The following is a 25,712-nucleotide window of genomic DNA, read 5'->3' on the forward strand; positions in this document are numbered from 1 at the left end:
TGTTAACAATCTGCATTTTTATCTTGCCTTGGAGGCCTATCGCGGTTACACCGCCAAGGCAGTTTCCATCGTCGCACGCTCTCGGGATCAGGCATGGGATGTGCATGTGTTCATTTTCCATTCATACTTTTTGAGAGGTACTTGATGTCACTATCGCCCCAACAGGTTGTCGACGATGCCAGCGTGCTGCAAAGCATGGGCTACAAGCAAGAGCTGTCGCGCACGATGAATCCGTTTTCCAACTTCGCGATTTCCTTCTCCATCATTTGTATTTTGTCGGGCGGCATCAACTCGCTGTCGCAAGGCATTTCCGGGGTGGGCGGCGCGGCTATCGGCATCGGCTGGCTGGTGGGCAGCGCCATCAGCCTGGTGTTTGCGCTGGGCATGGCGCAGATCGGCTCGGCCTTTCCCACCGCCGGGGGCCTGTACCACTGGAGCTCGATCCTGGGCGGGCGCGGCTGGGGCTGGCTCACTGCCTGGCTCAACCTGCTGGGCCTGGTCACCGTGCTGGGTGCCATCAATGTAGGCACGTTTTACTTCTTTATGGGTGCGTTTGGCACCAGCTTGGGGTGGGAACCCAACTTTGCCACCCAGGCCGCATTCGTGGTGGGCATCACCGCCGTGCAAGCTCTGGCCAACCATGTGGGTATCAAGCTGACGGCGTTTTTGACCGATATCAGCGGCTACCTGATCTTCGCCACCGCCATTGGCCTGACCGTGGCTTTGTTGGCCTATGCGCCCAGCTGGGACGTGTCGCGTCTGTTCACCATCAAGAACTACAGCGGCCCCATTGGTGGCGACGTCTGGCCCGCCACCCAAAGCATGTGGCTGCTGTTCGGCCTGGGCCTGCTGCTGCCGATCTACACCATCACTGGCTTTGATGCCTCGGCCCACACCGCCGAAGAAACCGTAGGAGCGTCCAGCGCCGTACCCAAGGGCATCGTGACCTCGGTGTTGTATTCGTCGCTGTTTGGCTATCTGATGCTGTGCGCGTTTGTGATCGCCATTCCTGACATGGACAAGGCCGCAGCCTCGGGCGGCAATGTGTTTTTTGGCACCATGGATGCGGTGCTGCCGGTGGGCCTGAAAACCGCGCTGTATTGGGCCATCACCGCCTCGCAATTCCTGTGTGGCCTGGCCACGGTCACCTCGGCCTCGCGCATGATCTTTGCGTTTGCCCGCGACGGCGGCCTGCCTGCTTCCAACGCGCTGAAAACCGTGCACGCCACCCTCAAGTCGCCGGTGGCCGCCATCTGGACGGCCTGCACCATCGCTGTGCTGTTCACCCTGTACACCCCCGCCTACACCACCATCGTGTCGGTTACCGTGATCTTCATCTTCATCTCTTACGGCCTGCCGATTGCTCTGGGTGGCCTGGCCTACGGCAAGACCTGGACCAAGATGGGCCCGTGGAACATGGGGCCGGTGTTTCGGGTAGTGGCCTTGCTGGTGAGCCTGAGTGCCGTGCTGATCCTGTTCCTGGGCGTGCAGCCACCCAACGACGCGGCGCTGCAGATCACGCTGGCTTTTCTGGCGCTGACGGCGGTAGTCTGGTTCGGCTTTGAACGCCGCCGTTTCAAAGGCCCTCCCGTGGCCAGCATGACTGCCAAATAGGCCTGAATTTGTGATTCAATTTGGGGTATGCCTGCCGTGCCCCATCCCACCATCGCCCTCTTGCAAACCAGTTCCCTCACCAGCGTGGTGCAGCAGGAGCTGGAGAGGGCGATTTTGGTTGGCGAATACGCCCCTGGCACCAAGTTGATCGAGGCCGCGCTGGCCCTCAAACTGGGGGTATCCCGCGGCCCGGTGCGCGAGGCCTTTCGCATGCTGGAAGAAGGCGGCCTGCTGCGCGTGGAGAAGAACCGGGGCGTATTCGTGCGCGACATTCCCACCGCAGAAGCCATCGAGATTTTTGACCTGCGCGCCACGCTGGACGAGCTGGTGGGCCGCCAGCTGGCGGTGCACATCACCGCCGTGCAGCTGAAGGAAATCAAGGCCCTGGTGGCCGACATGGAGCGCCAGGTGAAGGCGCAGGATGCCTACACCTACCACCTGCTGAACCTCAAGTTCCACGACCGCCTGGTCGAGCTGGCGGGCAACCGCAAGCTCACTGAAATCTACCGTAAGCTGATCAAGGAACTGTCGCTGTTTCGCCGCCTGAACCTGGCCGACAGCTGGCTCATGCCCATCACCGCCAACGAGCACCGCCCCATCGTCGCCGCCATCGCCTCGGGCGACCCGGATGCCGCCGGCCGCGCCATGTTCGAGCACGCTATGGACAGCAAAAACCGCACCATTGCCAACGAGCTGGAGCGCGCTACCAGTACGCCACTACCGGTCACAACGCCGCGCCGCGAACGCCTGTAGCTCCATCGCTACGGCCTCCACCACCGGCCCCCAGCCACTGCCCGCCGGTTGGCGGAACAAGCGCATTGCGCCCGGGTACCACGGCGAATCGGACCGCTCCGTCAGCCAGCGCCAGTCGGGCAGGTAGTCGGGCAACAGCACCCAGCAGGGCTTGTTTAAAGCACCCGCCAGATGGGCCACCGCGGTGTCTACGCTGATGAGCAGGTCCAGTTGCGCCACGATGGCCGCCGTGTCGGCAAAGTCCTGGATCTGCGGGCCCAGCCCGGTGGCGACCCAGGGCGCAAACTCATCCTCCCCCGCGCCCTTTTGCAGGCTGATGAAGGCCACCCCGGGCACCGCCGCCAGGGGTGCGAGTATGTCCAGGTGGGGCAGCGAGCGCTCGGCATCGTTTTCAAAACGCGGATTGCCCTTCCACACCAAGCCGACGCGCAAACCATGGACCGGCATGCGCGGTGCCCAGGCGGCCACCAGCGCCGGTTCTGCGTGCAGGTAGGGCAGGGCGGCGGGCACCGTGTCCAGCCGCGTCTGGCACAGCGCAGGCAGGCTGAGTAGTGGCGTCCAGCAGTCGGTGGGCGGCACGTCTTCGTCAAATCCTACCAATGCATCCACGCCGGGCAGCGTAGCCAGCAGGCGTTTCAGCGGCGGGTGGCACAGCAAGGTCACGCGCCCGGCCCCACGGGCCTTCAATTCCGCGCAGTAGCGGCCAAACTGCAGCATGTCGCCATGCCCGGCCTCAAAACCCACCAGCACCGACCGGCCGGCCAGCGGCTCGCCCTGCCAGCGCGGGCAACGCAGCTGCTGCGCCAGGGCGGCGTACCAGTCGCGCCACTCAAACTGCGCCCAGCCCCCTTCCTCACCCTCCCATCGCCCTTGGCGCAGCAGCAGATAGGCCAGGTTGAAACGGGCCTTGGCGTGGCCCGGCTGCAGGTGGATGGCCTCGCGGCAGGCTTCTTCGGACTCCAGCTCCAGGCCCATGCGGGCGTACACCGCGCCCAGGTTGCACCAGGTGTCGGGGTCGTCGCGCCGCAGCCGCAGCGCCTGGGCGCAGGCCATTTCGGCTCCATCGAGCTGGCGCAACAACAACAGCACCCCGGCCAGGTTCACAAAGGTTTGCGGCAGCGTGGGGTTGTGGCGAATAGCCGTGCGGTAGCTGTCTGCGGCCTCGGCCAGTGCGCCACGCGCTTCCAGCGCCAGCCCCAGGTTGGCATGCGCCTCGGCCAGCGTTGGTGCCAGGGCCAGGGCCGCCCGCAGGCAGGTTTCGGCCCCGGTGGCATCGCCTGCGGTCAAGCGCTGGGTGCCGTCGAAAAACAGCGCTTCGGCATCAGCTATGGTCTTTGCCATTGGGGTTTTGATTCCGCTTATTTATAGACGTATGCCACGCAGGCTGCGACTTGCTCCACCCAGGCAACGCAGGCCGAATCTAGTTTGTCTGGATTTGTCTTAACGGACAAGCTGTAGTGGTTCTTTTACCAGGCAAGTGGGCAGGATTGCCCCGCTATGCCGGGAGTAAACCGACCACGCGGTAGGTCTCAATCAACGCGTCAAAGAGCGCGATGTTCGAGCGGCTCCTCGCCATGAGTTGAGCGCCGGCGACGGCGGCATAGATGGCACGAGCCCGCTGTTCGCTGTCTTCGGCGCTGACGGTCGCCGCAGCGGACAGCACCTGGCACAGCCACGCCACATGGACATCGGCAAAAGTCTGTACTTCCTTCTTTACCGTCTCAGGCAAGTCGTCATATTCGGCCGCCATGAAACTGCCGAGGCACAGGCGGTTGTTGCTTTCGAGCGACCTGCGGAATATGTCGGGATAGTCGTGCAGGCAGCGTAGCGGATCCGAGGTGTCGGCCAGCATCGCGTCCAGGGCCACCGCCGAGTCCTCCCAATAGCGCCTCGCAACCGCGGCGCCAAGATCGGCCTTGCTCGGGAAGTGGTAGTACATGCTGGCGCTCTTGATACCAACCTGCTCCGCAAGGTCACGAAAATTCAATCCGCCATAGCCACGCGCCTGCGCGACCCTGGTCGCGGCCGCCAGGATGTTCTCCCTGGAGTTTGAGCTCACTTCATTTTTTGCTGTTGCGGCCATCGAAATGAAAAAAGGTGTTGACATCGAATATTGTATCTTCTATAGTTTACCTACCAAGTGATCGGTAGGTATAAATTCTAAACGACATGCTTGGCCCAACGGGCGTTCTTCGCTGAGGCTCGCCACACTATTTTTCTCACTTTTCGAAACCACCACGATGACAACCCAGCTCCGCCTCTTTACCTCGCCTTCGGCGTTCCCGAATCCACAGCGCCTGCGCCTGTTCCTGCACGAAAAGGGCATTGCCGATCAGTTCGAGGAGACCATCTACGACATGAGCCCGGTCGGCGAGCAGCGAGGATGGCGCCACTTGAACATGAACCCGTGGGGCGAGACGCCCACTCTGCAGCTGGCCGATGGCCGCTTTATTTCCGAGACCGCCGCCATCGTCCGCTATCTTGACCAGGCCTACCCTGGGCGGAAGATCATGGGCGCGACCGCGCTGGAGCAGGGTCTCGACAATATGTGGGACAACCGCATCTGGGTGCACATCCTCTACCGGATCGTCACGGCGTTCCATGTCCTGCATACCGGGCTCGGATTCAAGCTGGAACTGACCAAGAACGAGGCCTGGGGCGAGCATTGCCGCAAGGAGGCGCTGTCGCATGCGGCCCTGGTCAACCAACATTTGTCCGATGGACGCGAATGGATACTCGGCGGGGACGCGCCCACTTTCTCGGACATCACGCTGGCAACCGCCATCGCCTTTTCCAAATTTCCGGTCAACGCCACCCCGCTGGACGAGCGTTTTGAGCATCTGGATGGATTCTGGAAGCGCTGGCAGCAGCGCCCTGGCTTTCAAGCTGCCTATGCCGACGGCAACAGTGGCGTACCGGAGTTGGATGGCCTGCGCCCATGATCCGAGCAACGCGATGCCGGTGGCGGTTACAGGGATACGCTTAGCATTGCATCGAATTTGAAGATAGTCCTAAAAAGAGAGCTGCTTGCGCGGGTGGAATATGCGCAAGAGGCTAATTTTTCTCAGAAACACCCGCTAGGAGACAAACCATGTTCAAAGGCATTCTGGTCACCAAGGACGACGCTGGCACCCACGCCGCGCTGCAAGACATCGACGACAGCCATTTAGGCGACGGCGATGTCACCGTGCGGGTGGAATGGTCCACCCTCAACTACAAAGACGGCCTGGCCTTGACCGGCGCGTCGCCCGTGGTGCGGCGCTTTCCGTTGGTGCCGGGTATCGACTTTGCGGGCACGGTGACCCACAGCGCCCACCCGGCCTGGAAGCCCGGCGACCAGGTCATTTTGAACGGCTGGGGCGTGGGCGAAAGCCACAGCGGCGGCCTGGCCCAGCAGGCCCGCGTGCCGGGCGACTGGCTGGTGGCCTTGCCCGCGGCCTTCAGCACCCGCCAGGCCATGGCCATCGGCACCGCAGGCTACACCGCCATGCTGTGCGTGCTGGCGCTGGAAAAGCACGGCATCCGGCCCGCGGATGGCGAGGTTTTGGTCACCGGGGCCAATGGGGGTGTGGGCAGCGTGGCCATCGCCCTGTTGGCCCAACTGGGCTACACCGTGGCGGCCAGCACCGGCCGCCCGGCCGAGGCCGACTACCTGCACGCCCTGGGTGCCACCCGCATCATCGACCGCACGGAGCTCAGCGCGCCCGGCAAGCCGCTGGGCAAAGAGCGCTGGGCCGGTGTGGTCGATGCCGTGGGCAGCCATACCCTGGCCAACGCCTGCGCCACCACCCGGCGCGCAGGGGCCGTGGCGGCCTGCGGCCTGGCGGGCGGCATGGATTTCCCGGCCAGTGTGGCCCCGTTCATCCTGCGCGGCATCAGCCTGTACGGCATCGACAGCGTGATGTGCCCCCTGCCCCTGCGCCAGCAAGCCTGGCAGCGCCTGGCGCAAGACCTGGACATCGCCAAACTGGAGGCCATGATCCGCGAGATCGGCCTGGATGCCGCCGTGGCGACTGGGGCCGAGCTGCTCAAGGGCAGCGTGCGCGGGCGGGTGGTGGTGGACGTGCAGCGCGCGCTATAAAAAATAGAGCTGCTTGTGTAGGTGGAATCTACGCTAGCAGCTCTTTTTCTATAAATTTGGCGCGCAATGACGTTAATCGGCCCTAGTGGTTGTGGCGTGGAAGTGTGTTGGCGATGCCGCGGTATTGCAATGCAAACTCCAGCACGCCGCCGCCATCCAGCTGGCCGGTTTTCTCGCGGTACAGCTGCTGCCATGGGGTGGCGCTGGCAGGTATAGGTGGTGGCGGCAGCAGCTTGCGGCGGGCAATCTCGGCAGCGTCGACCAGCGCGTTGCACTGGCCCTGGCGCAAATCCACCCGCACGATGTCGCCGTCTTGCAGCCAGGCCAGGCCGCCGCCTGCGGCGCTTTCGGGGGCGGCGTTGAGGATGGACGGGCTGTCGGCGGTGCCCGACTGGCGGCCATCGCCCAGGGTCGGCAGGCTGGTGATGCCGCGCTTGAGCAGGTGGTCGGGCGGCTGCATGTTGACCACCTCGGCCGAGCCCGGCCAGCCCAGCGGCCCGGCACCCCGGATGACCAGGATGGAATGCTCGTCGATGCCGAGCGCCGGGTCGTTGATGCGGGCGTGGTAGTCGTCCGAACCGTCAAACACCACGGCTCGGCATTCGAACACGTCTTCTGCGCCCGGCGTGCTGAGGTAGCGCTGGCGGAAGTCGTCCGAGATGACGCTGGTCTTCATGATCGCAAAATCAAACAGGTTGCCCGACAGCACCAGGAACCCGGCCTGCGCGCGCAGCGGCTCGGCATAGGCGTGGATGACCTCGCGGTCGGGGCTGGCGCGGCCTTGCAGGTTGTCGGCCATGCTGCGGCCGGTGACGGTGGGCCGCTCGGCGTGCAGGCGGCCGGCCTGCAGCAGCTCCCACATGATGGCGGGCACGCCGCCCGCGCGGTGGAAGCGCTCGCCCAGGAACTGGCCTGCGGGCTGCACGTTGGCCAGCAGCGGCACGTCGTAGCCCTGGCTCCAGTCGTCGGCGGTCAGCGTGACCCCGGCGTGGCGGGCCATTGCCACCAGGTGCGGCTGGGCGTTGGTGGAGCCGCCAATGGCGGCGGTGACGGTGATCGCGTCCAGAAACGCCTCGCGGGTCAGGATGTGGCTGGGCCGCACGTCGGCATAGGCCAGCTCGACGATGCGCCGACCGGTGGCGTAGGCGATCTGGCCGCGCTCGCGGTAGGCGGCAGGAATGGCTGCGCAGCCGGTGAGCGACAGGCCCAGTGCCTCGGCAATGGCGTTCATGGTCGAGGCCGTGCCCATGGTGTTGCAGTGGCCCACGGACGGGGCCGAGGCGCAGGCGGCCTCCAGGAATTCTTCTTCGGTGATCTCGCCCGCGGCCAGGCGGCGGCGGTTTTGCCAGATCACCGTGCCCGAGCCGACCAAAGCGCCGTTGTGCCAGCCGTCCAGCATCGGCCCGCCCGAGAACACCATGGCCGGGATGTCCACCGTGGAGGCGGCCATGATGCCCGCCGGGGTGGTTTTGTCGCAGCCGGTGGTCAGCACCACCGCGTCGATCGGGTAGCCGTGCAGGATCTCGACCAGCCCCAGGTAGGCCAGGTTGCGGTCTAGCGCGGCGGTGGGGCGGCGGCAGTTCTCGAAGATGGGGTGCATCGGGAATTCCATCGGGATGCCGCCCGCGTCGCGGATGCCGTCGCGGATGCGGCTGGCCAGCTGCACGTGGACCCGGTTGCAGGGGCTCAGGTCCGAGCCGGTCTGGGCGATGCCGATGACGGGCCGACCCGAGCGCAATTCGGCCGGGGTGATGCCGTAGTTCATGAAGCGCTCCAGGTACAGCGCGGCCAGGTCGATGTGGCCGGGCGCATCAAACCAGTCCTGTGAGCGGAAGCGGCGGGGGGTGGCGGGTGGGGTGGTCATCGTGGGCTTTTGTGTTGCAGAGGGTTCGGGTTCAGCGCCAGCCGGCATCGACCCAGTAGTTGTGGCCGGTGCACATGCGGGCATCGGCGGAGGCCAGAAACAAGGCCATGGCGGCGATGTCGGCGGGCTGGATGCGCTCTTTCAGGCACTGGGCGGCGATGATGGCGGCCTCGCCCTCGGCCGTGTACCACTGCGCTTGGCGCGGGGTTTCGACGTTGCCGGGCAGGATGCAGTTGACCCGGATGTGGTGGCTGCCCAGCTCGCGGGCCAGCGCCCGGGTCATGCCTTCGATGCCCGCCTTGGCCGTCTCGTACAGCACCAGGTTCTCCAGCCCCAGGTGCCAGGCGATAGAGCCAAAATTGATGATGGAGCCGCCGCCCCGCGCCTGCATGCCGCCCACCACCGCCTGGGAGCAAAACAGCAGGTGGCGCAGGTTGACCCCGATGCGGTCGTCAAAGTAGGCGGGGGTCACCTGCGCCAGCGTGTGGCGGTCGTCATTGCCTGCGTTGTTGACCAGCACGTCCAGTGGGCCGATGGCCGCAAAGGTACGGGCGATGGCTTCGGTGTCCTGCAGGTCGCACAAATGGAATTGGGCCGACTCGGGGGCCGCGGCGGGGGCCATGCGGTCCAGAAAATGCACCTCGCAGCCCTGGCGTACAAAGGCCGTGACCAGCGCTGCGCCAATGCCGCTGGCACCACCGGTAATGGCGATGCGTTGGCCCGCCAGGCTGGGGTAGAGGGTGTGGGTCTGCATGGTTTCAGCGCAACAGATTGCGGCGGGCCAGGTTCAGCATCAGCGCGGTGATGCCTTCCGTCCAAGGTGGCGCCTCTTCGCAGGTGCGGACCCGATTGACCAGGGTGCCTAGCCGTTCGCTGGCCACCCGCACCACATCGCCGACCTGGTGGGTAAAGCCCTGGCCCACCGCCCCCCGGTCCTGGATGGGCGCAAACATGGTGCCCAAAAACAGCGCCATGCCGTCGGGGTACTGGTGGCTTTTGCCCATGGCCTGGTGCACCAGTTCCAGCGGGTCGCGGCTGATGAGCGACATCGAACTGCCGCCGGTGAGGCGAAAGCCGTCGTCGCCGGTGATTTCCAGCTGCACTTCGGCGCGGCGCACATCGTCGATGCTAAAACCGCTATCAAACAGGCGGATGAACGGGCCCAGCGCGCACGAGGCGTTGTTGTCTTTGGCCTTGCCCAGCAGCAGGGCGCTGCGGCCTTCGATATCGCGCAGGTTCACATCGTTGCCCAGCGTGGCCCCGAGCACGCGGCCCGTGGCATCGGCGACCAGCACGACTTCGGGTTCGGGGTTGTTCCAGGCGCTGTCCGAGCGCACGCCCACGTAGTCGCCCCAGCCCACCGACGACAGCACCGGTGCCTTGGTGAAAATCTCGGCATCTGGCCCAATCGCCACCTCCAGGTACTGCGACCACAGGCCGTCGGCGATCAGCACCTCTTTCAGGTGCGCCGCGGTGGCCGAGCCGGGCTGCACGGCGCGGATGTCGCTACCGATGCGCGCACTCAGCGAAGCCCGCAGGGCCTGCGCGGCCTGGGCATCGCCGCGGGCCCGTTCCTCGATCACCCGCTCCACGGCGGATACCGCAAAGGTCACCCCGCTGGCCTTGACCACCTGCAGATCCACCGGTGCCAGCAGGCGGAGGCCCGTGGCTTCGCCTTCCCCGGCTTCCCAGGTGGGTTGCAGGGCCAGGTCGGCAATATCCCCCAGGTCCACCCCGGCAGAGATGTCGCAAGGCCACAGGGCCAGCAGCTGCGATACGGTGGGCGCAACCGCCGACACGTCGATCACGCGACCGGCTTGCAGCACCACCGGGGTAGGGCCCGCAGGCAGCTGCAGGCGCCCCACAAACAGCCCGGAACGAAAATCGATGGGTAGATGGTCTAGCATGGCAATGTCTCTATGTGTTGTGGAAAAGGCGAGGTAAGTTCGACAGTCTAACTAACGCGCAGCCCAGTGCATACCCCTGCTCAGAATGGTACGCATCTGGGGCACCTCAAACTCTTTCGCCACATGGCCCAAGGCGCTGTAGAACACCCGGCCTGCGCCGTGGCGGCGCTTCCACACCACCGGCATCACGGTGCCATCGATCCACGGCGCGTGCTCCGCCGAAAAGGTGGTGGTGGCCAGCACCTGGTTGGACGGATCCACGTGCATGTAGTACTGCTCGGAGTGGTAGTCAAAGTCGGTAATGCCGGCCACCACCGGGTCGTCGCCCGCGCAGATGTGGACCCGGTAGTCGATGACATTGCCCGGGTGCGCCACCCACTGCCCGCCAGTCATGAACTGGTATTCCACCGACTCGCGGAAGGCGTCGCCCATGCCGCCGTGGAACCCGGCCAGCCCGACGCCCGACTGCACCGCCTGGCTCAGGTTGGTGACCGCTTCCTTGCTGATCTGGGACATGGTGCAGATCGGCACGATCAGGCTCAGCTTGGCCAGCGCCGGGTCGGCAAAGGCTTCGGTGGAGGTTTCCACCCGCACCTTGAAATCGGCCTGGCGGAGCATGTCGGCGACGATGGCGGCACATTGTTCGGGCTCGTGGCCGCTCCAGCCACACCAAACGATCAGGGCTTCACGCATGTTCAAATCTCCAGGGGGCTGTGGTTTTTCTAACGGTTTGCAGGGTGGGCAGCATGGGCGGGCGCTCCGGGCGGCTGGCAATGGGCACGTGGCGGCCCGTGTCGGACGAAAGCTGGAACGCCTCCATCACTTCCAGCACGTGCAGGGCCAAGGCGCCGGATGCCCGGTGCGACCGGTCGGCGCGGATGGCGTGGGCCATGTCGGCCACGCCGATGCTGCGCAGGGTGCTTTCCGCCCAGCCGTGCTCGGTGGGCTGGGCCCGCCAGTCTTCGCCGGGCCGGGCCAGTTCGATCTGGCCGCCAAAGTGGTTCGGGTCGGGCACCAGCAGGCTGGCCTCGGTGCCGTACAGCTCGATGGGGCTGTGGCGGTGCTTGGGTACATCAAAGCTGGTGGCTATCGACACCACTGCGCCCGACACGAATTCCAGCGTGCCCGCCACGTGGGTGGCCACCTCTACCGCAATCGTGCTGCCGTTCAGCGGTTCGCTGGTGATGCGGCGCTCGCTGCGGGCGCGCAGGGTGCTGCCCGAGACCCGCGCCACCGGCCCGATCAGGTTGACCAGGGCGGTGATGTAGTACGGCCCCATGTCCAGCATCGGCCCGCCGCCCTGGGCGTAGTAGAAGGCCGGGTTGGGGTGCCAGCGCTCGTGGCCGGGGCACAGGAAAAATGCGGTGCCCGCCACCGGCTGGCCAATGGCCCCGGCATCCACCAGTTTGCGGCAGGTTTGCTGCGCACCGCCCAAAAAGGTGTCGGGCGCGCAGCCCACCCGCAGGCCGCGCGCATCCGCCAGCGCCAGCAGGTTGCGCGCCTGGGCCGTGGTGGTGCCCAGCGGTTTTTCGGAGTACACATGCTTGCCTGCGTGCAGCACCTGTAGGCCTACCTCCACGTGCACGGCAGGGATGGTCAGGTTGACGATGATCTCGATGGCCGGGTCGGCCAGCAGGGCTTCGACCGTGCGGTAGGGCACGCCAAATTCCGTGGCGCGGGCCTGCGCCGCCGGGGCGTGCAGGTCGGCCACGCCACGGATGTCCAAAATGGGGAAGTTCGCCGCGCCCTGCAAATAGGCCGCGCTGATGTTGCCGCAGCCGATGATGCCAATACCCACTTTCTCGACTCTTTCGTGGTGTTCCATGCTGTTTGCCTTTCAGGTGATTACTACTGTTTTAATAGCTACTAGCGTAGGTGCTTATTGCGCTAGAGGCCGATTTGGTGCTTAAACTTCCAGGTGAACGCTGCAGCTGCTTTCCATGCGCCAGTCGCGGCCCAGCATGCGGGGGGCATCGCCCAGCACCTGCACCGCGGTGGTCAGCGGGGTGTCGGCACTGGACGGGCCGACCATCACGTCGAACCAACCCGGCTCCACGCAGCGCTGACCGTTCGGATGGGTGAAGCACAGCATGTCCACCGGCACGCTAAAAGATAGCCGCGCCACCTGCCCTGCCGCCAATTCCACGCGCTGGAAGGCCTTGAGCTCTTTCACCGGCCGCACCACCGAGGCCAGCCGGTCGCGCACATACAGCTGCACTACCGCCACGCCGGGGCGGCTACCGGTGTTGGCCACCACGCACTGCACGTGGACATCACCGTCGGCAAGGTCCACTGCGTCGCTCTCCAGCACCAGATTCCGGTAGGCGAACTGGCTGTAACTCAGGCCGTGGCCAAACGGGTAGCGGCTGCCGAAATGGAAGGCGATGGGCGTGCCGCCACTCTTGAGCGAATGGTTGTAAAAGTACGGCATAGCCCCGGCGCTGGTGGGCACCGACACGGTCATGCGGCCCGACGGCTCCTGCAGCCCGGCCAGCACCTCGGCCAGTGCTGTGCCGCCCTCTTGCCCGCCCGCAAACGCCATGAGGTAGGCGGCCACGCGGCTCTCCAGCCCGCCCAGGTTGTAGGGCCGCCCGGCCATCATGACCACCACGGTGGGCGTGCCAGTGGCCACGATGCGCTCCAGCAGCGCTTGCTGCACGCCGGGCAGGCTGAGCGAGTCGGTATCCGAGCCTTCGCTGACGGTGCCGGTCTGGAACAGGCCCGCCAGGTCGCCCACGCAGACGATGGCCACGTCGGCCGCCTGGGCGCAGGCCACGGCCTCGTCCATGCCATCGGTGCCTTGCGATACGGGCGACACCCGTTCGACCCCGGCGGGGGCCACATCGCCGGGGAACACCGGCGCGCCGCTGCGCCGCTGCTCCAGGATCGCGCAGCCCTGGGCGTAGTGCACATTCGCCGCGCCAAACACCGCCTGCAGCCCTTGCAGCGGGGTGACGATGTGGGCTGTGCCCTCGGTCTTGTCCTGCAGGATCAGGTGTGCCGGAAAGCTGTAGCCGCTGAGCAGGGCCATGGGGTCGGCGGCGGTGGGGCCGATCAGCGCAATCCGCGGTTTTTGGGATGGTTGCAGCGGCAGGATGCCGTTGTTCTCTAGCAGCACGATGGCCTGGCGGGCCACGTCCAGCGCGGCCTGGCGGGCGGCGGGTTGGCGCAGCGGTACAAAAGCGTGGTCGGTAAAGTCGCGCTCGAACAGGCCCAGGCGGAACTTCTCGGTCAGGACGCGCGAGACGATTTCATCTGCCTTGGCCATCGTCAGCAGGCCGCGCTCCAGGGCGGTGGCCAGGTGCTGGGCGCAGTCGTCGCCCGGTAGCTCCATGTCCAGCCCGGCGTTGAAGGCCAGCGCCGCCGCCTCGGCTGCGTCGCGGGCCACGCCGTGGTGCTGGTACAGCAGGCTCACGCCCACGTAGTCGGCCACCACCAGGCCGTCAAAGCCCCACTGCGTGCGCAGTACCTCGGTGAGCAAGTGCGTGGAGGCGTGCACCGGCTCGCCGTCGATGTCGTGGTAAGCGGGCATCACCGAACCCGCATCCGCCTGTTTGACCGCCATCTCGAATGGCAGCAAAAAGGTGTCGTTCAGCGCCCGCCAGCCCAGGTTCACCGGCGCGTGGTTGCGTGCGCCTTCGCTGAACGAGTGGCCGACAAAATGCTTCAGCGTGGCCAGCACATCGCGCTGCGGGCCTTGCAGGCCGCGCACATAGCGGGTGGCCAGCACGCCGACCAGATAGGGGTCTTCGCCCAGGGTTTCTTCGGTGCGGCCCCAGCGCACATCGCGCGACACGTCCAGCACCGGCGCCAGCCCCTGCTGGCAGCCCACGGCGCGGCATTCCAGGCCGATCTGCGTGCCCACCTGCTCCATGAGCGCCGGGTTCCAGGTGGCGCTCATCGCCAGGGCCGACGGGAACAGCGTGCCGTCGCGGGTCATCATGCCCATCAGGCATTCTTCGTGGGAAATGGCCGGAATGCCGAGCCGGGTCTCGAAGCGCAAGGTGCGCTGTAGTTTGTTCAGTGCCCGCAGGCCGCTGGCTGCATCCACGCCGTGGGTGCCCAGCGGGCGGGTGATCTGGCCCAGACCGTGGGCCAGGCGGCGACGCACTTCGACCGGGTCGCTGCGGCCAATGAAGGCTTCGCCGGGCCGCACCTGGTGTTCGCCGTCTTCGGCCAGCACCAGCCAGAAGGCGTGCATCTGGGCGGTCTTCTCGGCCAGCGTCATGCGCGCCAGCAGGTCGGCGACGCGCTGGGGGATGGGTTGCAAGGGGTCTAGGTAGAGCGGAGTGGTGGACATGGTGGGGGCTGGGGGAAGTTGAAAATCAGTGCGCGGCAATCGCAAAGCTGGCATCGTCAAACAGGTGGTAGGCCTGGGCGGGCACAGTGAACGGCGTGCGTTCGCCCGTCACGGCCGCGCTGCGCCCGGGCACTTTGGCAATCAGCGCCTCGCCCGGCAGGCCTTCGAGATACACGTAGCTGTATTCGCCGAAATGCTCCACCTGCTGCACGGTGCGCAGCAGGGTGGTACTGCCGGTTGCGCCCGGTTCGAGGTGCTCGGGGCGGATGCCCAGCGTGACGCGGGCACCGGGTGCCACGCTGCGGCCCTGGCGCGGCAGTTGCAGGTGCTCGCCGCCTGCGTTGGCATCGGTCTGCAAGGTCAGCGTGTCGGCATCCACGGCCTGCACGGTGGCGGGCAGAAAGTTCATGCGCGGCGAGCCCAGAAAGCTGGCCACGAACATGTCGCGCGGATGGTGGTACAGGTCCAGCGGCGCACCCACCTGGGCGATGCTGCCGTGCTTGAGCATGCCTTCGCCCGCGCGCAGCAGCACGATCTTGTCGGCCAGGGCCATGGCTTCGGTCTGGTCGTGGGTGACGTAGACCGCGCTGGCGCGCTGGAAGTCGCGGTGCAGCCGGGCGATCTCGGTGCGCATGTGCACGCGCAGCGCGGCATCCAGGTTGGACAGCGGCTCGTCAAACAAAAACACGTTGGGGTGGCGCACGATGGCCCGGCCAATCGCCAATCGCCACCCGCTGGCGCTGCCCGCCGGACAGGGCTTTGGGCAGGCGGTCCAGCATATGGGTGATCTGCAGCACCTCGGCGGCCTCGCTCACGCGGCGGTGGATTTCGGCTTTGTCCACCTTGGCCTGGCGCAGGCCGAAGGCCATGTTTTCGTACAGGCTCATGTGCGGGTACAGCGCATAGTTCTGGAACACCATGGCCACCTCGCGCTCGGCGGGCGGCACGTCGTTCATGTGCACGCCGCCGATGTGCAAGGCCCCGGCGGTGATCGACTCGATACCGGCAATCATGCGCAGCAAGGTGGACTTGCCGCAGCCCGAGGGCCCGAGGAACACGCAGAACTCGCCCGCGGCGATGTCCAGGTCCACATCGCGGATGACTTGCACGCTGCCCAGGTAACTTTTCTGGATGGATTGGAGGGTGATTTGGGTCATGTTGTGTCTCTGTGTCAGCCCTTGAGGGAACCGGCCATCATTCCCTTGACGATGCGCTCCTGGCCAAAGGCATAGGCCACGATCAGCGGCAGCGAGGTCAGCGTCACCACCGCCAGCATGGCCGGGATGTTGGAGGCGTATTCGCCCTGGAAATCCCACAGCGCCAGCGGCAAGGTGCGGTTGGATGGGGACGAGGTGAGCACGTAGGCGAAGATGAATTCGTTCCACAGCCCGATGCCGTTGTAGATGGCCACCGTGGCCAGGCCGGAGCCAGACAACGGGAAGAACACCTTCCAGAAGATGGCAAACGGCCCGCAGCCATCGAGCTTGGCGGCCTCTTCCAGCTCGCGCGGAATCTGCCGCATGAACTCGGTCAGGATGAAGATCGACACCGGCAGACTGGTGGCCACATACGGGCCAATCAGTGCAAACGGCGTGTCGTACAGGCCCAGGCTGCGCGTCAGCAGGTAGATCGGTACCAGGGTGATGTGGATGGGCACGATCATGCAGGCCACGATCAGGCCAAACAGCGGCTTGTTGAAGCGAAACTCCAGCCGCGCCAGGGCATACGCGGCCATGGAGCTGGCCGCCAGAATCAGCACGATCGACAAGCCCACCACAAACACGCTGTTGCGCAGGTACACCAAAATGCCGCCCTGCAGCACCGCCGCGTAGTGGCTCCAGTCGATCTGCCGGGGTAGCGCCCACACCGGGCTGTCAAAGGTTTCCTCTTGCGACTTGAGGCTGGTGAACACCACGAACAGCAGTGGCAGCAGCGTCACCACGAGCCACACGGTGGCCAGCAGTTTGACCAGGCTGCGCACACCCACGTCGCGCACCTTGGGGTAGGCCAGGGCCGGTTTGGTAGTTACGGTTTGCATGTCAGACCTGTGTTTCAAAGCGCCGCGTCAGGCGCATGCCGAACCCGGCAATCAGCGTCACCACCAGGAACATGGCGGACGCAATGGTGCTGCCGTAGCCCAGCTGGAACGAGGCAAATACCGTGCGGTACATGTAGGTGGCCATGACCTCGGAGGAGCCGTCGGGCTCGCCGCCAGTCATCACGTAGATTAGGTCGAAATAGCGCAGTGAGCCGATCACCGAGAGCATGGCCGCCGTGCGGATGGTGCCCTGCAGGTGCGGCATTTTGATGCGCCAGAAGATGGTGGCGGGCGTGGCCCGGTCCAGCGTGGCAGCCTCGTGCAGCTCGGGCGGAAAAGAGGCCAGCCCGGCCAGAAACAGGATCATGTAGAAGGGCACGTTCTGCCAGCAGATGACAGCGATCACGCTGCCCAGGGCATAGCGCTTGTCGCCCAGCCAGTCCTGCGCCAGCGCGTCCAGCCCCAGGGCGTGCAGCCCGGCATTGATGGGGCCGAAGTTCGGGTCCAGGATGTTCTTGAACACCACCCCCACCGCCACACTGGAGAACAGCAGCGGCAGAAAGTACAGGATCTTCAGGATGCGCGAGCCGCGGCTGGCTTTGTCCAGCATCAGCGCCAGGGCCATGGCAATGGGCAACTGCACCAGCACCGACATCAGGCCCAGCAGCAGGTTGTTGCCCAGCGCGTGCCAGAACACCGTGTCGTGCAGCAGCGTCACCCAGTTGTCTGTGCCGGTGAAGATGCCGTTGGCCCCCAGGCCGTTCCATTTCAGCAGCGACAGGTGGAAGCTCTCTAGCAGCGGGTAGAGCAAAAACAGCAGCAGCAGCGCCACCGACGGTGCCAAAAAGAGCACCGGGGCCCAGCGGGCCGCCAGGTGCCTGCGCCGCCGGGTAACCGGCAGCGCCAGGGAGATCGAGGAACTGGTCAAGGCAGACTCCTGGGCGGATGCGCGGGTTAGTGCAGCTCGGCCTTGGCGGCGGTTTCCATTTTCTGGGCCGCTTCCTCGGGGGTGATGGACAGCGCGAACAGCGACTGCACCAGGTCCTTGTGCAGTTCGCCCAGCTTGGGCGGCAGGTCCTGGTCGTACCAGAGCTGTACGCTCTTGGAATCGGCCAGCATGGCCATCAGCCGCTGCTGGTTGGGCTCGGTGACCTTCAGGCCCTTGATCGGCACGATGCGGTTGTCCGCCAGGCGCGCTTGCACCGAGGTGTCATCCACCATGGCCTTGATCAGGTTGAAGGCCAGGTCGGGCTGCTTGCAGGCCTTGGAGATGCTGTAGAAGTTGTCGCCCACGGTGCCCACCACGCCGGTGGCGCTCTTGCCGCCGGGCAGGCTGGGGAAGGCGAAGAAGTCCAGCTTTTTGGAGAACTCGGGGTTCTCGTTCTTGATGGTTGTGCCCTCCCAGCTGCCCATCAGCGTCATGGCGGCTTTGCCCGAATACAGCAGGCGGCGCGAGCTGCCGATGTCGTAGTCCAGCCCGTTGAAGCCCTGGGCAAAAGCTCCGGCCTTCACCAGCTCCTGCAGCCGCTTGCCTGCTTCGACGAAAGCCGGATCGGCAAAGCTGCCGCCAGGTGCGCGGTCGGCCGCTTTGCGGAACACCTCGGCACCGCCAATCCGGTCTACCAGGTACATGTAGAACATTGAACCGGGCCATTTGGACTTGTTGGCCAGCGCAAACGGGGCCACGCCGTTGGCCTTCAAGGTCTCCACCGTCTGCAGCAGCTCGGGCCAGGTCTTGGGCGGCTGCAGCTTGAGCTTGGCAAACAGCTCGGTGTTGTAGTAGATGACGGACAGCGAGGTGTTCTCGGCCGGTACGCCATAGGTTTTGCCATCGGTCTTGGCGGTGTCGAACGACGAGGCCACGAAGCGCTCGCGGAAAGCCTCGTCCTTGGCCAGGTAGGGCGACAGGTCGGTCACCTGCCCGGCGCGCACGTACTCGCGCAGCGGGCCACCGCCCCAGCTGGAGAACACGCAGGGCGGCTCGTTGGCACCAAAGGCGATCTTGATCTTGGTTTTGTACGGGTCGTTCAGGATGGCCGAGCGCACCACCTTCACCTGCGGGTTGGCTTTTTCAAAGCGGGCCTGGGCCTCCGCCAAGATCTTGGACGGTACCGGCTGGGTCTGGATGTCCCACTCGGTCAGGGTCTCGGTGCCCTGGGCATGGACCGGCGCGGCCCATGCGGCCCAGGCCAGGCCGCAGGCGGCGAGCGGCATTTTCAGTAACTTCAACATCTTGGCGGATTGCATGGTGTGTCTCCTCGTTGGAAAGGGGGATGGTTCTTGTGTTGAGAGCCGTAACGTTAACGCTAACGTTAAAAATACAAAATCAGGCTAAACCCTAGGATTGCGCGGTTGATAATCGGTCCATCCTTCGCCCTCCCGCTACACGCCCGCCCCTGCCCTCCATGCTCAAAACCACACCGACCCTGGCCGAGATCGCCACCGCCGCGGGGGTGTCCACCATGACGGCCTCCCGCGCGATGAACGACCAGCCCGGTGTCTCGCGCAGCACCCGCGACGCCATCCTCAAGCTGGCCCAGAACATGGGCTACGTGGCCAACCGCAGCGCGCAAAAGCTCTCCGGCGGGCGCAGCCGGGTGATTGGCTTGCTGGCCTCGGACCTGGGCAATGCCTTCACCAGTTCGCTGGTCTCTGGCGCGGTGCAGGCCGTGGCAGCGGCAGGCAACGAGGTGCTGATCTACTCGCTGCTGGACCGCGCCCAGCGGCCCAACGACAACGTGCTGCAGTTGCTGCAGCAGTTCACCGACGGCGTGATTGCCATCCTGCCCTACCAGTTTGGTTTTGTGGAATCCTTGAGTGCGGCCCAGCTACCGGTGGTGACCATCGACCAACACACCGAGCACGCCGAATTTCCATCTATCGCCGCCGACAGTTACGGCGGCGCGCGCAGCGCCATGCAGCACCTGGCCGAACTGGGCCACCGGCGCATTGCCTTCATCACCGGCGACGAACGCATGAATTCGGCCCGCGATCGGCACCGCGCCTACGACGATGCGGTCGCCATCCTCGGGCTGGAGCGCGACGCGGCGTTGGTGCTGCCGGGGGACTATTCGCTGGGTAGTGGCCGTGCAGCCGCCCAGCAGTTGCTGGCGCTACCCGTGCGCCCCACGGCCCTGTTTGCCGCCAATGACCTCAGCGCCTTTGGCGCCATGTCGGTGCTGCAAACTGCCGGGCTGCGGGTGCCGCAAGACATCTCGGTGGTGGGCTTTGACGACCTGGAAGCCGCCTCGCTGGTCCACCCCGGCCTGACCACCGTGCGCCAACCCATCGCCGAAATGGGCCGTGCCGCTGCCAACACCCTGCTGGCCCTGATTGCCGGGCTGGATGTGGCGACGCAGCAGGTCAGCCTGCCGACCGAGCTGGTGGTGCGCGCATCGACTGCGGCCTGCAAGCGGGCGGCCAAAGCGCCGAAGAAGTAAGCAATCTCCTGCTTGCGCGGCTGGAGGCGTATTTGCTATTGAAAAAATAGTTACTTGTGAAGGTGGAATAAGCGCAAGAGCTCGATTTGGCTTATATATTGCAGTGGGCGTGGACGCATCCGCTGACGGGATTGCACAAAAAAGGGTTCTGGGCTGCGGTGTTTTGCACCACCGCGAGGCATCGGCTGGGGCCCATCCACGCATGCCGCCGCCGCCCATCTGGCCGATTGTGGTGACACCGCCGATTTAGGCCAATGCACAGGGCTTGTTGCGACAACTTCGCCCCTATTTCGGCCAAGGCCCCGGCGTGGGTCCATTACTGGCAAGCAGTAGCGGTACAGGTTCCGGACATTCCCGGCACCGCTTTGCCCCAGGAGTCCCATGCCACTTGCACGCATTCCCGTCACGCTGATTTCCGGCTTTCTCGGTGCCGGTAAAACCACCTTGGTCAACCAGTTGCTGGCGCAGCGCAGCTTTGAAACTATCGGTGTCATCGTCAACGAGTTTGGCGAGGTCGGCATTGACGGCCAGCTGATCCTGGCCGACGACAACCCGGTGATCGAGATCAACAACGGCTGCGTCTGCTGCACCGTGCGCAAAGACCTGGCGCTGGCGGTGCACGACATGCTGCAACGCAGCCCGCGCCATATCGACCGGCTCATTATTGAAACCTCGGGCCTGGCCGACCCGGCACCGGTGCTGCAGACCTTTCTGGCCGACCCGGAAATGCTGCAAAAGGTGGCGCTGGAATCGGTCATCACCGTGGTCGACGCGGGCCATGTGCACTGGCACATCCACGACGAAATCGTGCGCGAACAGATCGCCTTTGCCGACGTGGTGGTGCTGAACAAAACCGCGCTGGTCGATGCCGCCAGCCTGCAGCGCGTGGAGCGCGAAATCCAGCGGCTGAACCCGGCGGCCGTCGTACTGCACACCAACCATTCGCAGCTGGCGGCCAGCGCCTTGCTGGGCACCCAGCGCTTTGCCCTGAGCAACGTGCTGGCCATCGAACCCGACCTGCTGGACGGCGGCGAGCACGACCACACACACGACCTGTCCATCCAGTCGCTGTGCCTGGTGGCCGAGGGCTCGCTGGACCCGCAGCGCTTCAACCGCTGGATCAACCAGCTGGTGCAGGCCCAGGGCGCGCAACTGCTGCGCACCAAGGGCGTGCTGTCGCTGCACGGCGAGGCGCGTGAATTCTTCTTCCACGGCGTGCACATGCTGCTGGACTCGCAGCCCGGCCGCCGCTGGCCTGCCAACCGGCCACGCCAGAGCACGCTGGTGTTCATTGGCCGCAATCTGGATGCCGCCGCGCTGCGGCAAAGTTTTCTCGCCTGTCTGTTCTCTCTCCCTGTTCCCACCCTCGCCCACCACTGAAAGGAAAACCATGCAATCCAAAGAAGCCTATACCGTCAGCATCGGCCTGCTGGCCGTTGCCGATACCTACCTGACGGCCACCGCGCTGCCCGTGCCGGTGTGGGTCACCTTCATCGCCTGGGCCTCGTTCTTTGTGGTTGGCGGCGGCAGCAAAGGGCTGGTGCAAAGCATGGCCTCGAATCTCAGCGGCCTGGCCATCAGCGCGCTGACCTTGCTGGCGATTGCCTTCAGCAGCGGCTCGCCGCTGGCGGCAGCGGTATGCGTGGGCATTGGCAGCGCGGCCATGGTGCAGGCCTCCAAGGCCACGTTGCTGGCCATCTTGCCTGCCGTGGTCTGGGGCTTTGCGTCCACCGTCGGCACCACGGTGGCCACCGGCAAACCCATCACCACGCTGGGGCTGGACAACCCGGCGCTGGTGGCGGCCACCGCCCTGGTAGTGGGTGGCCTGTTTGGTTACCTCTCCGAGCTGCTGGGCGAGGCGCTGACTGCAAAGCGCCTGGGCCTGGCCTGAATTTCTTACCCACCACTGGAACCACGATGAAACTCCAACATTCCCTCGGCGGCCTGGAAAACCTGGGCCCGGTCAGCGTCGAACCCAAGGTCTTTGTGCAGGACTGGGAAAAGCGCATCTTCGGCATCCACACCGTGATGATGGCCGAGAGCACGCACCTGGCCGATGCCCTGCCGCAGTACCCGGTGGCCAGCCTGCCCACGGCCTTCAAAGACCACTGGACCTGGGCCTCGCTGCGCACCGGTGCAGAGGGCATGCAGCCCTTCGAATACTTCAAGTACCGCTATTACGAAAAGTGGCTGATGGGCATCAGCCAGTTCTTTGTCGACAAGGGCTATATCAGCGCCGACGAGCTGGCCGCGCAGACCGCACACTACCGTGCCCAGCCTGCCGCGCCGCTGCCCGACCAGCCCAACACCGCCATCAAGGACCAGATCGTCGACTACCTGCTGCGCGGCGACTCGGGCCTGCGGCCCCTGCCGCACCCGCCGAAATTCAGCACCGGGCAAAACGTCACCGTGGCCGACCCGCTGGCCGCCGACCACACGCGGCTGCCGGGCTATTTGCGCAACAAGCAGGGCACGGTCAGCGAGGTGTACCCGGGTGCCTTTGAGTACTTCGTCTCCACCGGGCCCGACGGCCTGGAGGGCGCGATGCCGGTGTACCGCGTGGCCTTTGAGGCCGCCGACATCTGGGGTGCCCGTTTCAGCGAACCCCACACCACCATCTATGCCGACCTCTTCGAGGTCTATCTGCAAACCCCCAGCATCTGAAAGGTGACACCCATGAGCGACTTATTCCAATACGACAGCGAGCGCGAAGCCACCAGCGCCGCCAAAGTGCGGGCTCTGGAGGCCTTGCTGATCCAGAAAGGCGTGATCGGCAGCGACTCGGTCGACGCGGTGCTGCAGCACTTTGAAAGCGTGGCCGGGCCTTTCAACGGCGCCCGCATTGTGGCCCGTGCCTGGATGGACCCAGCCTACCAGCAGCGGCTGATTGCCGACACGCCCAAGGCGATTGCCGAGCTGAACATGGCCCAGGGCATGGACGGTGCCGAAGGCGAGCACATGGCTGCCGTGGCCAACAGCCCAGGCGTGCACAACCTGGTGATCTGCACGCTGTGCTCTTGCTACCCCTGGCCGGTGCTGGGCCTGCCGCCCTACTGGTACAAAGACCCGGTGTTCCGTGCCCGCGGTGTGCGCGAGTCGCGTGCCGTGCTGCGCGAATTTGGCGTGCCGGTGGCCGATGCCACCGAGGTCAAGGTGTGGGACAGCAGCGCGCAGATCCGCTGGTTTGTGCTGCCCGAGCGCCCCGCCGGGACCGAGCATTTGAGCGAAGCCGAATTGGCCGCGCTGGTCACCCCCGAAGCCATGATGGGTGTGGCCCTGGTGGCCGCGCCCGCCACGCACTGAAGCCCTGCCATGTTCACCCGCTTTGAAGAATTTGCCGCCGCCCAGATGCTGGGCCACGCCGATTCGCCACCGCGCAGCCAGGGCAAGCTGCATTTCAGCCAGGACTGGCAGCGCACCCTGTTCGGCCTGACGCTGGCCGTGTCGAAAGAAGGCCATTTCGAATGGGAAGATTTCCGCAAGCACCTGATCCAGTCCATCGGTGCCTGGGAAACCATGGACTGCGCCGACCAGCCCCCCTGGGACTACTACGAACGCTTTCTGCTGGCCCTGACCCAGGTGCTGCAGCAGCACGCGGTGGTGAGCGCCGCCGAAATCGCCCACAGCTTTCCCACCCCTTCCACCCTTGATGCCAGGAGCACCGTATGACTACCCCCGTTCTGTCCCCCGCCCGCCCCTGGGTCGGCCCCACCGCCGCCAGCGTCCTGCCTCCCTTGGCCGCCGCCGCCGGGCTTGGCCTGGCGCTGCTGTACGGCGTGGCCTTTGCCGACAGCCCGGTGCTGCACAACGCCGCGCACGACGTGCGCCACATCACCGTCAAACCCTGCCACTGAAGGAGATGGGCATGCTTTTCCAACGTTTGATCTGGTGCGCCCTGGGCGTGGCCGTGCTGGTGGGCAGTTTGCAATCGGGATTGCAGCAGTTCCAGACCCTGCCCATCCTTCTGGCCGCCGAGGTGTTTGAAGGCCAGAAGTCCGAGCCCGCCCCGGTGCCTGCCCATGCACACGCCGAGGCGGCTGCGCATGAGCATGCGCACGGTGCCGAAGCCTGGGAGCCGTCCGACGGCCTGGAGCGCAATGCCTGGACCTGGGTCGCCAATGTGCTGCACGCTTTCAGCATGGCTTTGTTGCTGCTGGCGGTGATGGGGCTGTGGGCCTACCGGCGTGGCAGCCGTACCGGTAGCCTGCGCTTGGCGCTGGCCGTAGCCGCGGCGGGGTGGTTGAGCCTGCACCTGTGGCCATCGCTGGGCTTGCCCGCCGAAGTGCCCGGCATGGAAGCGGCCGCCCTCGGTGCGCGCCAGGGCTGGTGGCTGCTGGCGGTGGTTTGCGCGGGCCTGGCTTGCACCACGGTGGCCGCCGGGTCGCAGGTCTGGCGCTGGCCGGTGGCAGGCCTGCTGCTGGCACTGCCGTTCATCGTCGGCGCGCCGCAGCACGGCGGCGATGCCCTGGTCGGGTTCAGTGGGGCCGCCCGCGCGCAGATGGCGCTGCTGGAAGCCCAGTTCTTTTGGGCCACCACCTGGATGTCGCTGTCGTTTTGGGCCGGCCTGGGGCTGCTGGGGGCCGCTGTGTTTGGCCGCTGGGTCCAGCCCTTGCTTGCAGGCCATTCGTCCGCAGCCCCTGCGGCATGATGTTTGGCAACTGACACGTTTCCGGAGGCGACCCATGCGCAAGATATCGGTGGCGGTGATGCTGTTCCCGCGCTTCCAGCTGCTCGATCTGTCGGGTCCGGCGGATGCTTTTGGCGAAGTGAAGGTGCTCAGCCAGGGGGAGTGCGAATACGAGATGCTGACCATCGGCACCACCCGCGGGCCGATCAAGTCGTCCAGCGGCATCACCATCAACCCGGACCGCACCATCTTCGATCCCTGCCCGCAGTTCGACACCGTGCTGGTACCCGGCGGTCTGGGGGTGTTTGATGTGCTGGAAGACAGCACGGTGCTGGACTGGCTGGCCCAGCAAAGCCGCTCCTGCCGCCGCCTGGGCGCGGTGTGCAACGGCGGCTTTGCGCTGGGGGCCGCGGGGCTGCTGAAGGACAAAACCGTCAGCACCCACTGGATGGACGTGGCCCGCATGGCCAGCATGTTCCCCAGCGCCCGCATCGAGCCCGACCGTATCTACATCAAGGACGGCGGGCTGTACACCACCGCGGGCGTGACCGCCGGGATCGACCTGTCGCTGCTGCTGATCGAGGAAGACTTCGGCAAGAAGATGGCGCTGGACGTGGCCAAGTACCTGATCGTCTACCTGCGCCGTGCAGGCGGGCAGTCGCAGTTCAGCCCGCTGCTGGAGATGCAGGCCGATGTGGACACCGAGGTGGCGGCCATCCAGGCCTTCATCCTCGGCAAGCTGCACCTGGGCCACACGGTGGAGTCCCTGGCCCAGCACTTCCACATGAGCGCCCGCAACCTGTCGCGCGTCTTCAGCAAGGGTAGCGGTGCGACCTTGATTTCGTTTTTGAACGATGCACGCATCGATGCAGCGCGGCGCTACCTGGAAACCACCGACCTGCCCATCAAGGACATCGCCAGCCGCTGTGGCTTTGACAACAGCGAAAGCCTGCGCCGCCTGTTCAGCCGTCGCCTGGACATTGGCCCGCTGGACTACCGGCAGCGTTTTCGCTCTGCCGACCCCGGCAAGCAAGCCGTTGCCAAGGGGGCATAAATGCTATTTAAAATATAGCTGCTAGTGCAGGCGT

At 65.4% G+C, this 25,712-nt stretch carries 24 protein-coding genes and 1 pseudogene; 13 read left to right on the forward strand and 12 right to left on the reverse strand.

Annotated elements, in window-relative coordinates; genetic code table 11:
- Window positions 1-144 precede the first annotated feature (144 nt).
- Window positions 145-1,614, forward strand: coding sequence for an amino acid permease (locus Q0T48_RS13015; protein ID WP_295957002.1), 1,470 nt, complete (start codon window positions 145-147; stop codon window positions 1,612-1,614).
- A 27-nt stretch (window positions 1,615-1,641) separates the two neighbouring features.
- Complete coding sequence (locus tag Q0T48_RS13020) at window positions 1,642-2,367, forward strand: phosphonate utilization associated transcriptional regulator (protein ID WP_295957004.1); 726 nt, start codon at window positions 1,642-1,644, stop codon at window positions 2,365-2,367.
- Here the strand turns inward: Q0T48_RS13020 and Q0T48_RS13025 are convergent.
- Window positions 2,332-3,708 carry a tetratricopeptide repeat-containing glycosyltransferase family protein gene (locus Q0T48_RS13025; RefSeq protein WP_295957006.1) on the reverse strand — a complete coding sequence of 459 codons (1,377 nt, stop codon included), beginning with the start codon at window positions 3,706-3,708 and terminating at the stop codon, window positions 2,332-2,334. The genes Q0T48_RS13020 and Q0T48_RS13025 overlap by 36 nt on opposite strands.
- A gap of 154 nt (window positions 3,709-3,862) precedes the next feature.
- Window positions 3,863-4,474: a TetR/AcrR family transcriptional regulator gene (locus tag Q0T48_RS13030; protein ID WP_295957008.1), complete on the reverse strand. Its 612-nt coding sequence runs from the start codon at window positions 4,472-4,474 to the stop codon at window positions 3,863-3,865.
- A 133-nt stretch (window positions 4,475-4,607) separates the two neighbouring features.
- On the opposite strand from Q0T48_RS13030, the gene Q0T48_RS13035 reads away from it, so the two are divergent.
- Both Q0T48_RS13035 and Q0T48_RS13040 read left to right on the forward strand, forming a co-directional pair.
- A complete protein-coding gene (locus tag Q0T48_RS13035) occupies window positions 4,608-5,309 on the forward strand; it encodes a glutathione S-transferase N-terminal domain-containing protein (protein ID WP_295957011.1) in 702 nt (233 codons plus the stop codon).
- 149 nt (window positions 5,310-5,458) lie between these two features.
- On the forward strand, window positions 5,459-6,448 hold the full coding sequence (locus Q0T48_RS13040) for an MDR family oxidoreductase (protein WP_295957013.1): 990 nt from the start codon (window positions 5,459-5,461) through the stop codon (window positions 6,446-6,448).
- Between the two features lie 82 nt (window positions 6,449-6,530).
- On the opposite strand, the gene Q0T48_RS13045 is transcribed toward Q0T48_RS13040, so the two are convergent.
- From Q0T48_RS13045 to Q0T48_RS13090, 10 genes and pseudogenes are all read right to left on the reverse strand, one after another.
- Window positions 6,531-8,312: an IlvD/Edd family dehydratase gene (locus Q0T48_RS13045; RefSeq protein ID WP_295957015.1), complete on the reverse strand. Its 1,782-nt coding sequence runs from the start codon at window positions 8,310-8,312 to the stop codon at window positions 6,531-6,533.
- A gap of 31 nt (window positions 8,313-8,343) precedes the next feature.
- Window positions 8,344-9,066 carry an SDR family oxidoreductase gene (locus Q0T48_RS13050; protein ID WP_295957017.1) on the reverse strand — a complete coding sequence of 241 codons (723 nt, stop codon included), beginning with the start codon at window positions 9,064-9,066 and terminating at the stop codon, window positions 8,344-8,346.
- Between the two features lie 4 nt (window positions 9,067-9,070).
- A complete protein-coding gene (locus tag Q0T48_RS13055; protein ID WP_295957019.1) occupies window positions 9,071-10,219 on the reverse strand; it encodes a fumarylacetoacetate hydrolase family protein in 1,149 nt (382 codons plus the stop codon).
- Between the two features lie 51 nt (window positions 10,220-10,270).
- On the reverse strand, window positions 10,271-10,912 hold the full coding sequence (locus Q0T48_RS13060) for a ThuA domain-containing protein (RefSeq protein ID WP_295957020.1): 642 nt from the start codon (window positions 10,910-10,912) through the stop codon (window positions 10,271-10,273).
- A complete protein-coding gene (locus Q0T48_RS13065; protein WP_295957022.1) occupies window positions 10,905-12,044 on the reverse strand; it encodes a Gfo/Idh/MocA family oxidoreductase in 1,140 nt (379 codons plus the stop codon). The genes Q0T48_RS13060 and Q0T48_RS13065 overlap by 8 nt, the downstream gene beginning before the upstream one ends.
- Window positions 12,045-12,125: 81 nt before the next feature.
- Window positions 12,126-14,519 carry a glycoside hydrolase family 3 N-terminal domain-containing protein gene (locus Q0T48_RS13070; RefSeq protein WP_295957024.1) on the reverse strand — a complete coding sequence of 798 codons (2,394 nt, stop codon included), beginning with the start codon at window positions 14,517-14,519 and terminating at the stop codon, window positions 12,126-12,128.
- A gap of 25 nt (window positions 14,520-14,544) precedes the next feature.
- Window positions 14,545-15,676: pseudogene (gene ugpC, locus Q0T48_RS13075) on the reverse strand (sn-glycerol-3-phosphate ABC transporter ATP-binding protein UgpC).
- Window positions 15,677-15,690: 14 nt separating this feature from the next.
- Window positions 15,691-16,557 carry a carbohydrate ABC transporter permease gene (locus tag Q0T48_RS13080; RefSeq protein WP_295957026.1) on the reverse strand — a complete coding sequence of 289 codons (867 nt, stop codon included), beginning with the start codon at window positions 16,555-16,557 and terminating at the stop codon, window positions 15,691-15,693.
- Between the two features lies 1 nt (window position 16,558).
- A complete protein-coding gene (locus Q0T48_RS13085; RefSeq protein ID WP_295957028.1) occupies window positions 16,559-17,485 on the reverse strand; it encodes a sugar ABC transporter permease in 927 nt (308 codons plus the stop codon).
- Window positions 17,486-17,511: 26 nt separating this feature from the next.
- Window positions 17,512-18,804: an extracellular solute-binding protein gene (locus Q0T48_RS13090; protein WP_295957030.1), complete on the reverse strand. Its 1,293-nt coding sequence runs from the start codon at window positions 18,802-18,804 to the stop codon at window positions 17,512-17,514.
- Window positions 18,805-18,962: 158 nt separating this feature from the next.
- Here Q0T48_RS13090 and Q0T48_RS13095 point away from each other — a divergent pair, with 158 nt between their 5' ends.
- The 9 genes from Q0T48_RS13095 (at window position 18,963) to Q0T48_RS13135 (ending at window position 25,678) form a co-directional block, all read left to right on the forward strand.
- On the forward strand, window positions 18,963-19,997 hold the full coding sequence (locus Q0T48_RS13095) for a LacI family DNA-binding transcriptional regulator (RefSeq protein WP_295957032.1): 1,035 nt from the start codon (window positions 18,963-18,965) through the stop codon (window positions 19,995-19,997).
- A 381-nt stretch (window positions 19,998-20,378) separates the two neighbouring features.
- On the forward strand, window positions 20,379-21,377 hold the full coding sequence (locus Q0T48_RS13100) for a GTP-binding protein (RefSeq protein ID WP_295957034.1): 999 nt from the start codon (window positions 20,379-20,381) through the stop codon (window positions 21,375-21,377).
- A 10-nt stretch (window positions 21,378-21,387) separates the two neighbouring features.
- Window positions 21,388-21,888: a DUF1097 domain-containing protein gene (locus Q0T48_RS13105; RefSeq protein WP_295957036.1), complete on the forward strand. Its 501-nt coding sequence runs from the start codon at window positions 21,388-21,390 to the stop codon at window positions 21,886-21,888.
- A gap of 26 nt (window positions 21,889-21,914) precedes the next feature.
- Window positions 21,915-22,661, forward strand: coding sequence for a nitrile hydratase subunit beta (gene nthB, locus Q0T48_RS13110; protein WP_295957038.1), 747 nt, complete (start codon window positions 21,915-21,917; stop codon window positions 22,659-22,661).
- A 12-nt stretch (window positions 22,662-22,673) separates the two neighbouring features.
- On the forward strand, window positions 22,674-23,300 hold the full coding sequence (nthA, locus tag Q0T48_RS13115; protein WP_295957040.1) for a nitrile hydratase subunit alpha: 627 nt from the start codon (window positions 22,674-22,676) through the stop codon (window positions 23,298-23,300).
- 9 nt (window positions 23,301-23,309) lie between these two features.
- Window positions 23,310-23,666, forward strand: a complete 357-nt coding sequence (locus Q0T48_RS13120) for a nitrile hydratase accessory protein (RefSeq protein WP_295957042.1) — start codon at window positions 23,310-23,312, stop codon at window positions 23,664-23,666.
- Complete coding sequence (locus tag Q0T48_RS13125) at window positions 23,663-23,851, forward strand: CbtB domain-containing protein (protein WP_295957044.1); 189 nt, start codon at window positions 23,663-23,665, stop codon at window positions 23,849-23,851. Before Q0T48_RS13120 ends, Q0T48_RS13125 begins: the two co-directional genes overlap by 4 nt.
- 11 nt (window positions 23,852-23,862) lie before the next feature.
- Complete coding sequence (locus Q0T48_RS13130) at window positions 23,863-24,645, forward strand: CbtA family protein (protein ID WP_295957046.1); 783 nt, start codon at window positions 23,863-23,865, stop codon at window positions 24,643-24,645.
- A 34-nt stretch (window positions 24,646-24,679) separates the two neighbouring features.
- Window positions 24,680-25,678: a GlxA family transcriptional regulator gene (locus Q0T48_RS13135; RefSeq protein WP_295957048.1), complete on the forward strand. Its 999-nt coding sequence runs from the start codon at window positions 24,680-24,682 to the stop codon at window positions 25,676-25,678.
- Window positions 25,679-25,712: the final 34 nt, after the last annotated feature.

It is taken from the genome of Rhodoferax sp. (assembly GCF_025354435.1).
Lineage (GTDB): Bacteria > Pseudomonadota > Gammaproteobacteria > Burkholderiales > Burkholderiaceae_C > Rhodoferax_B.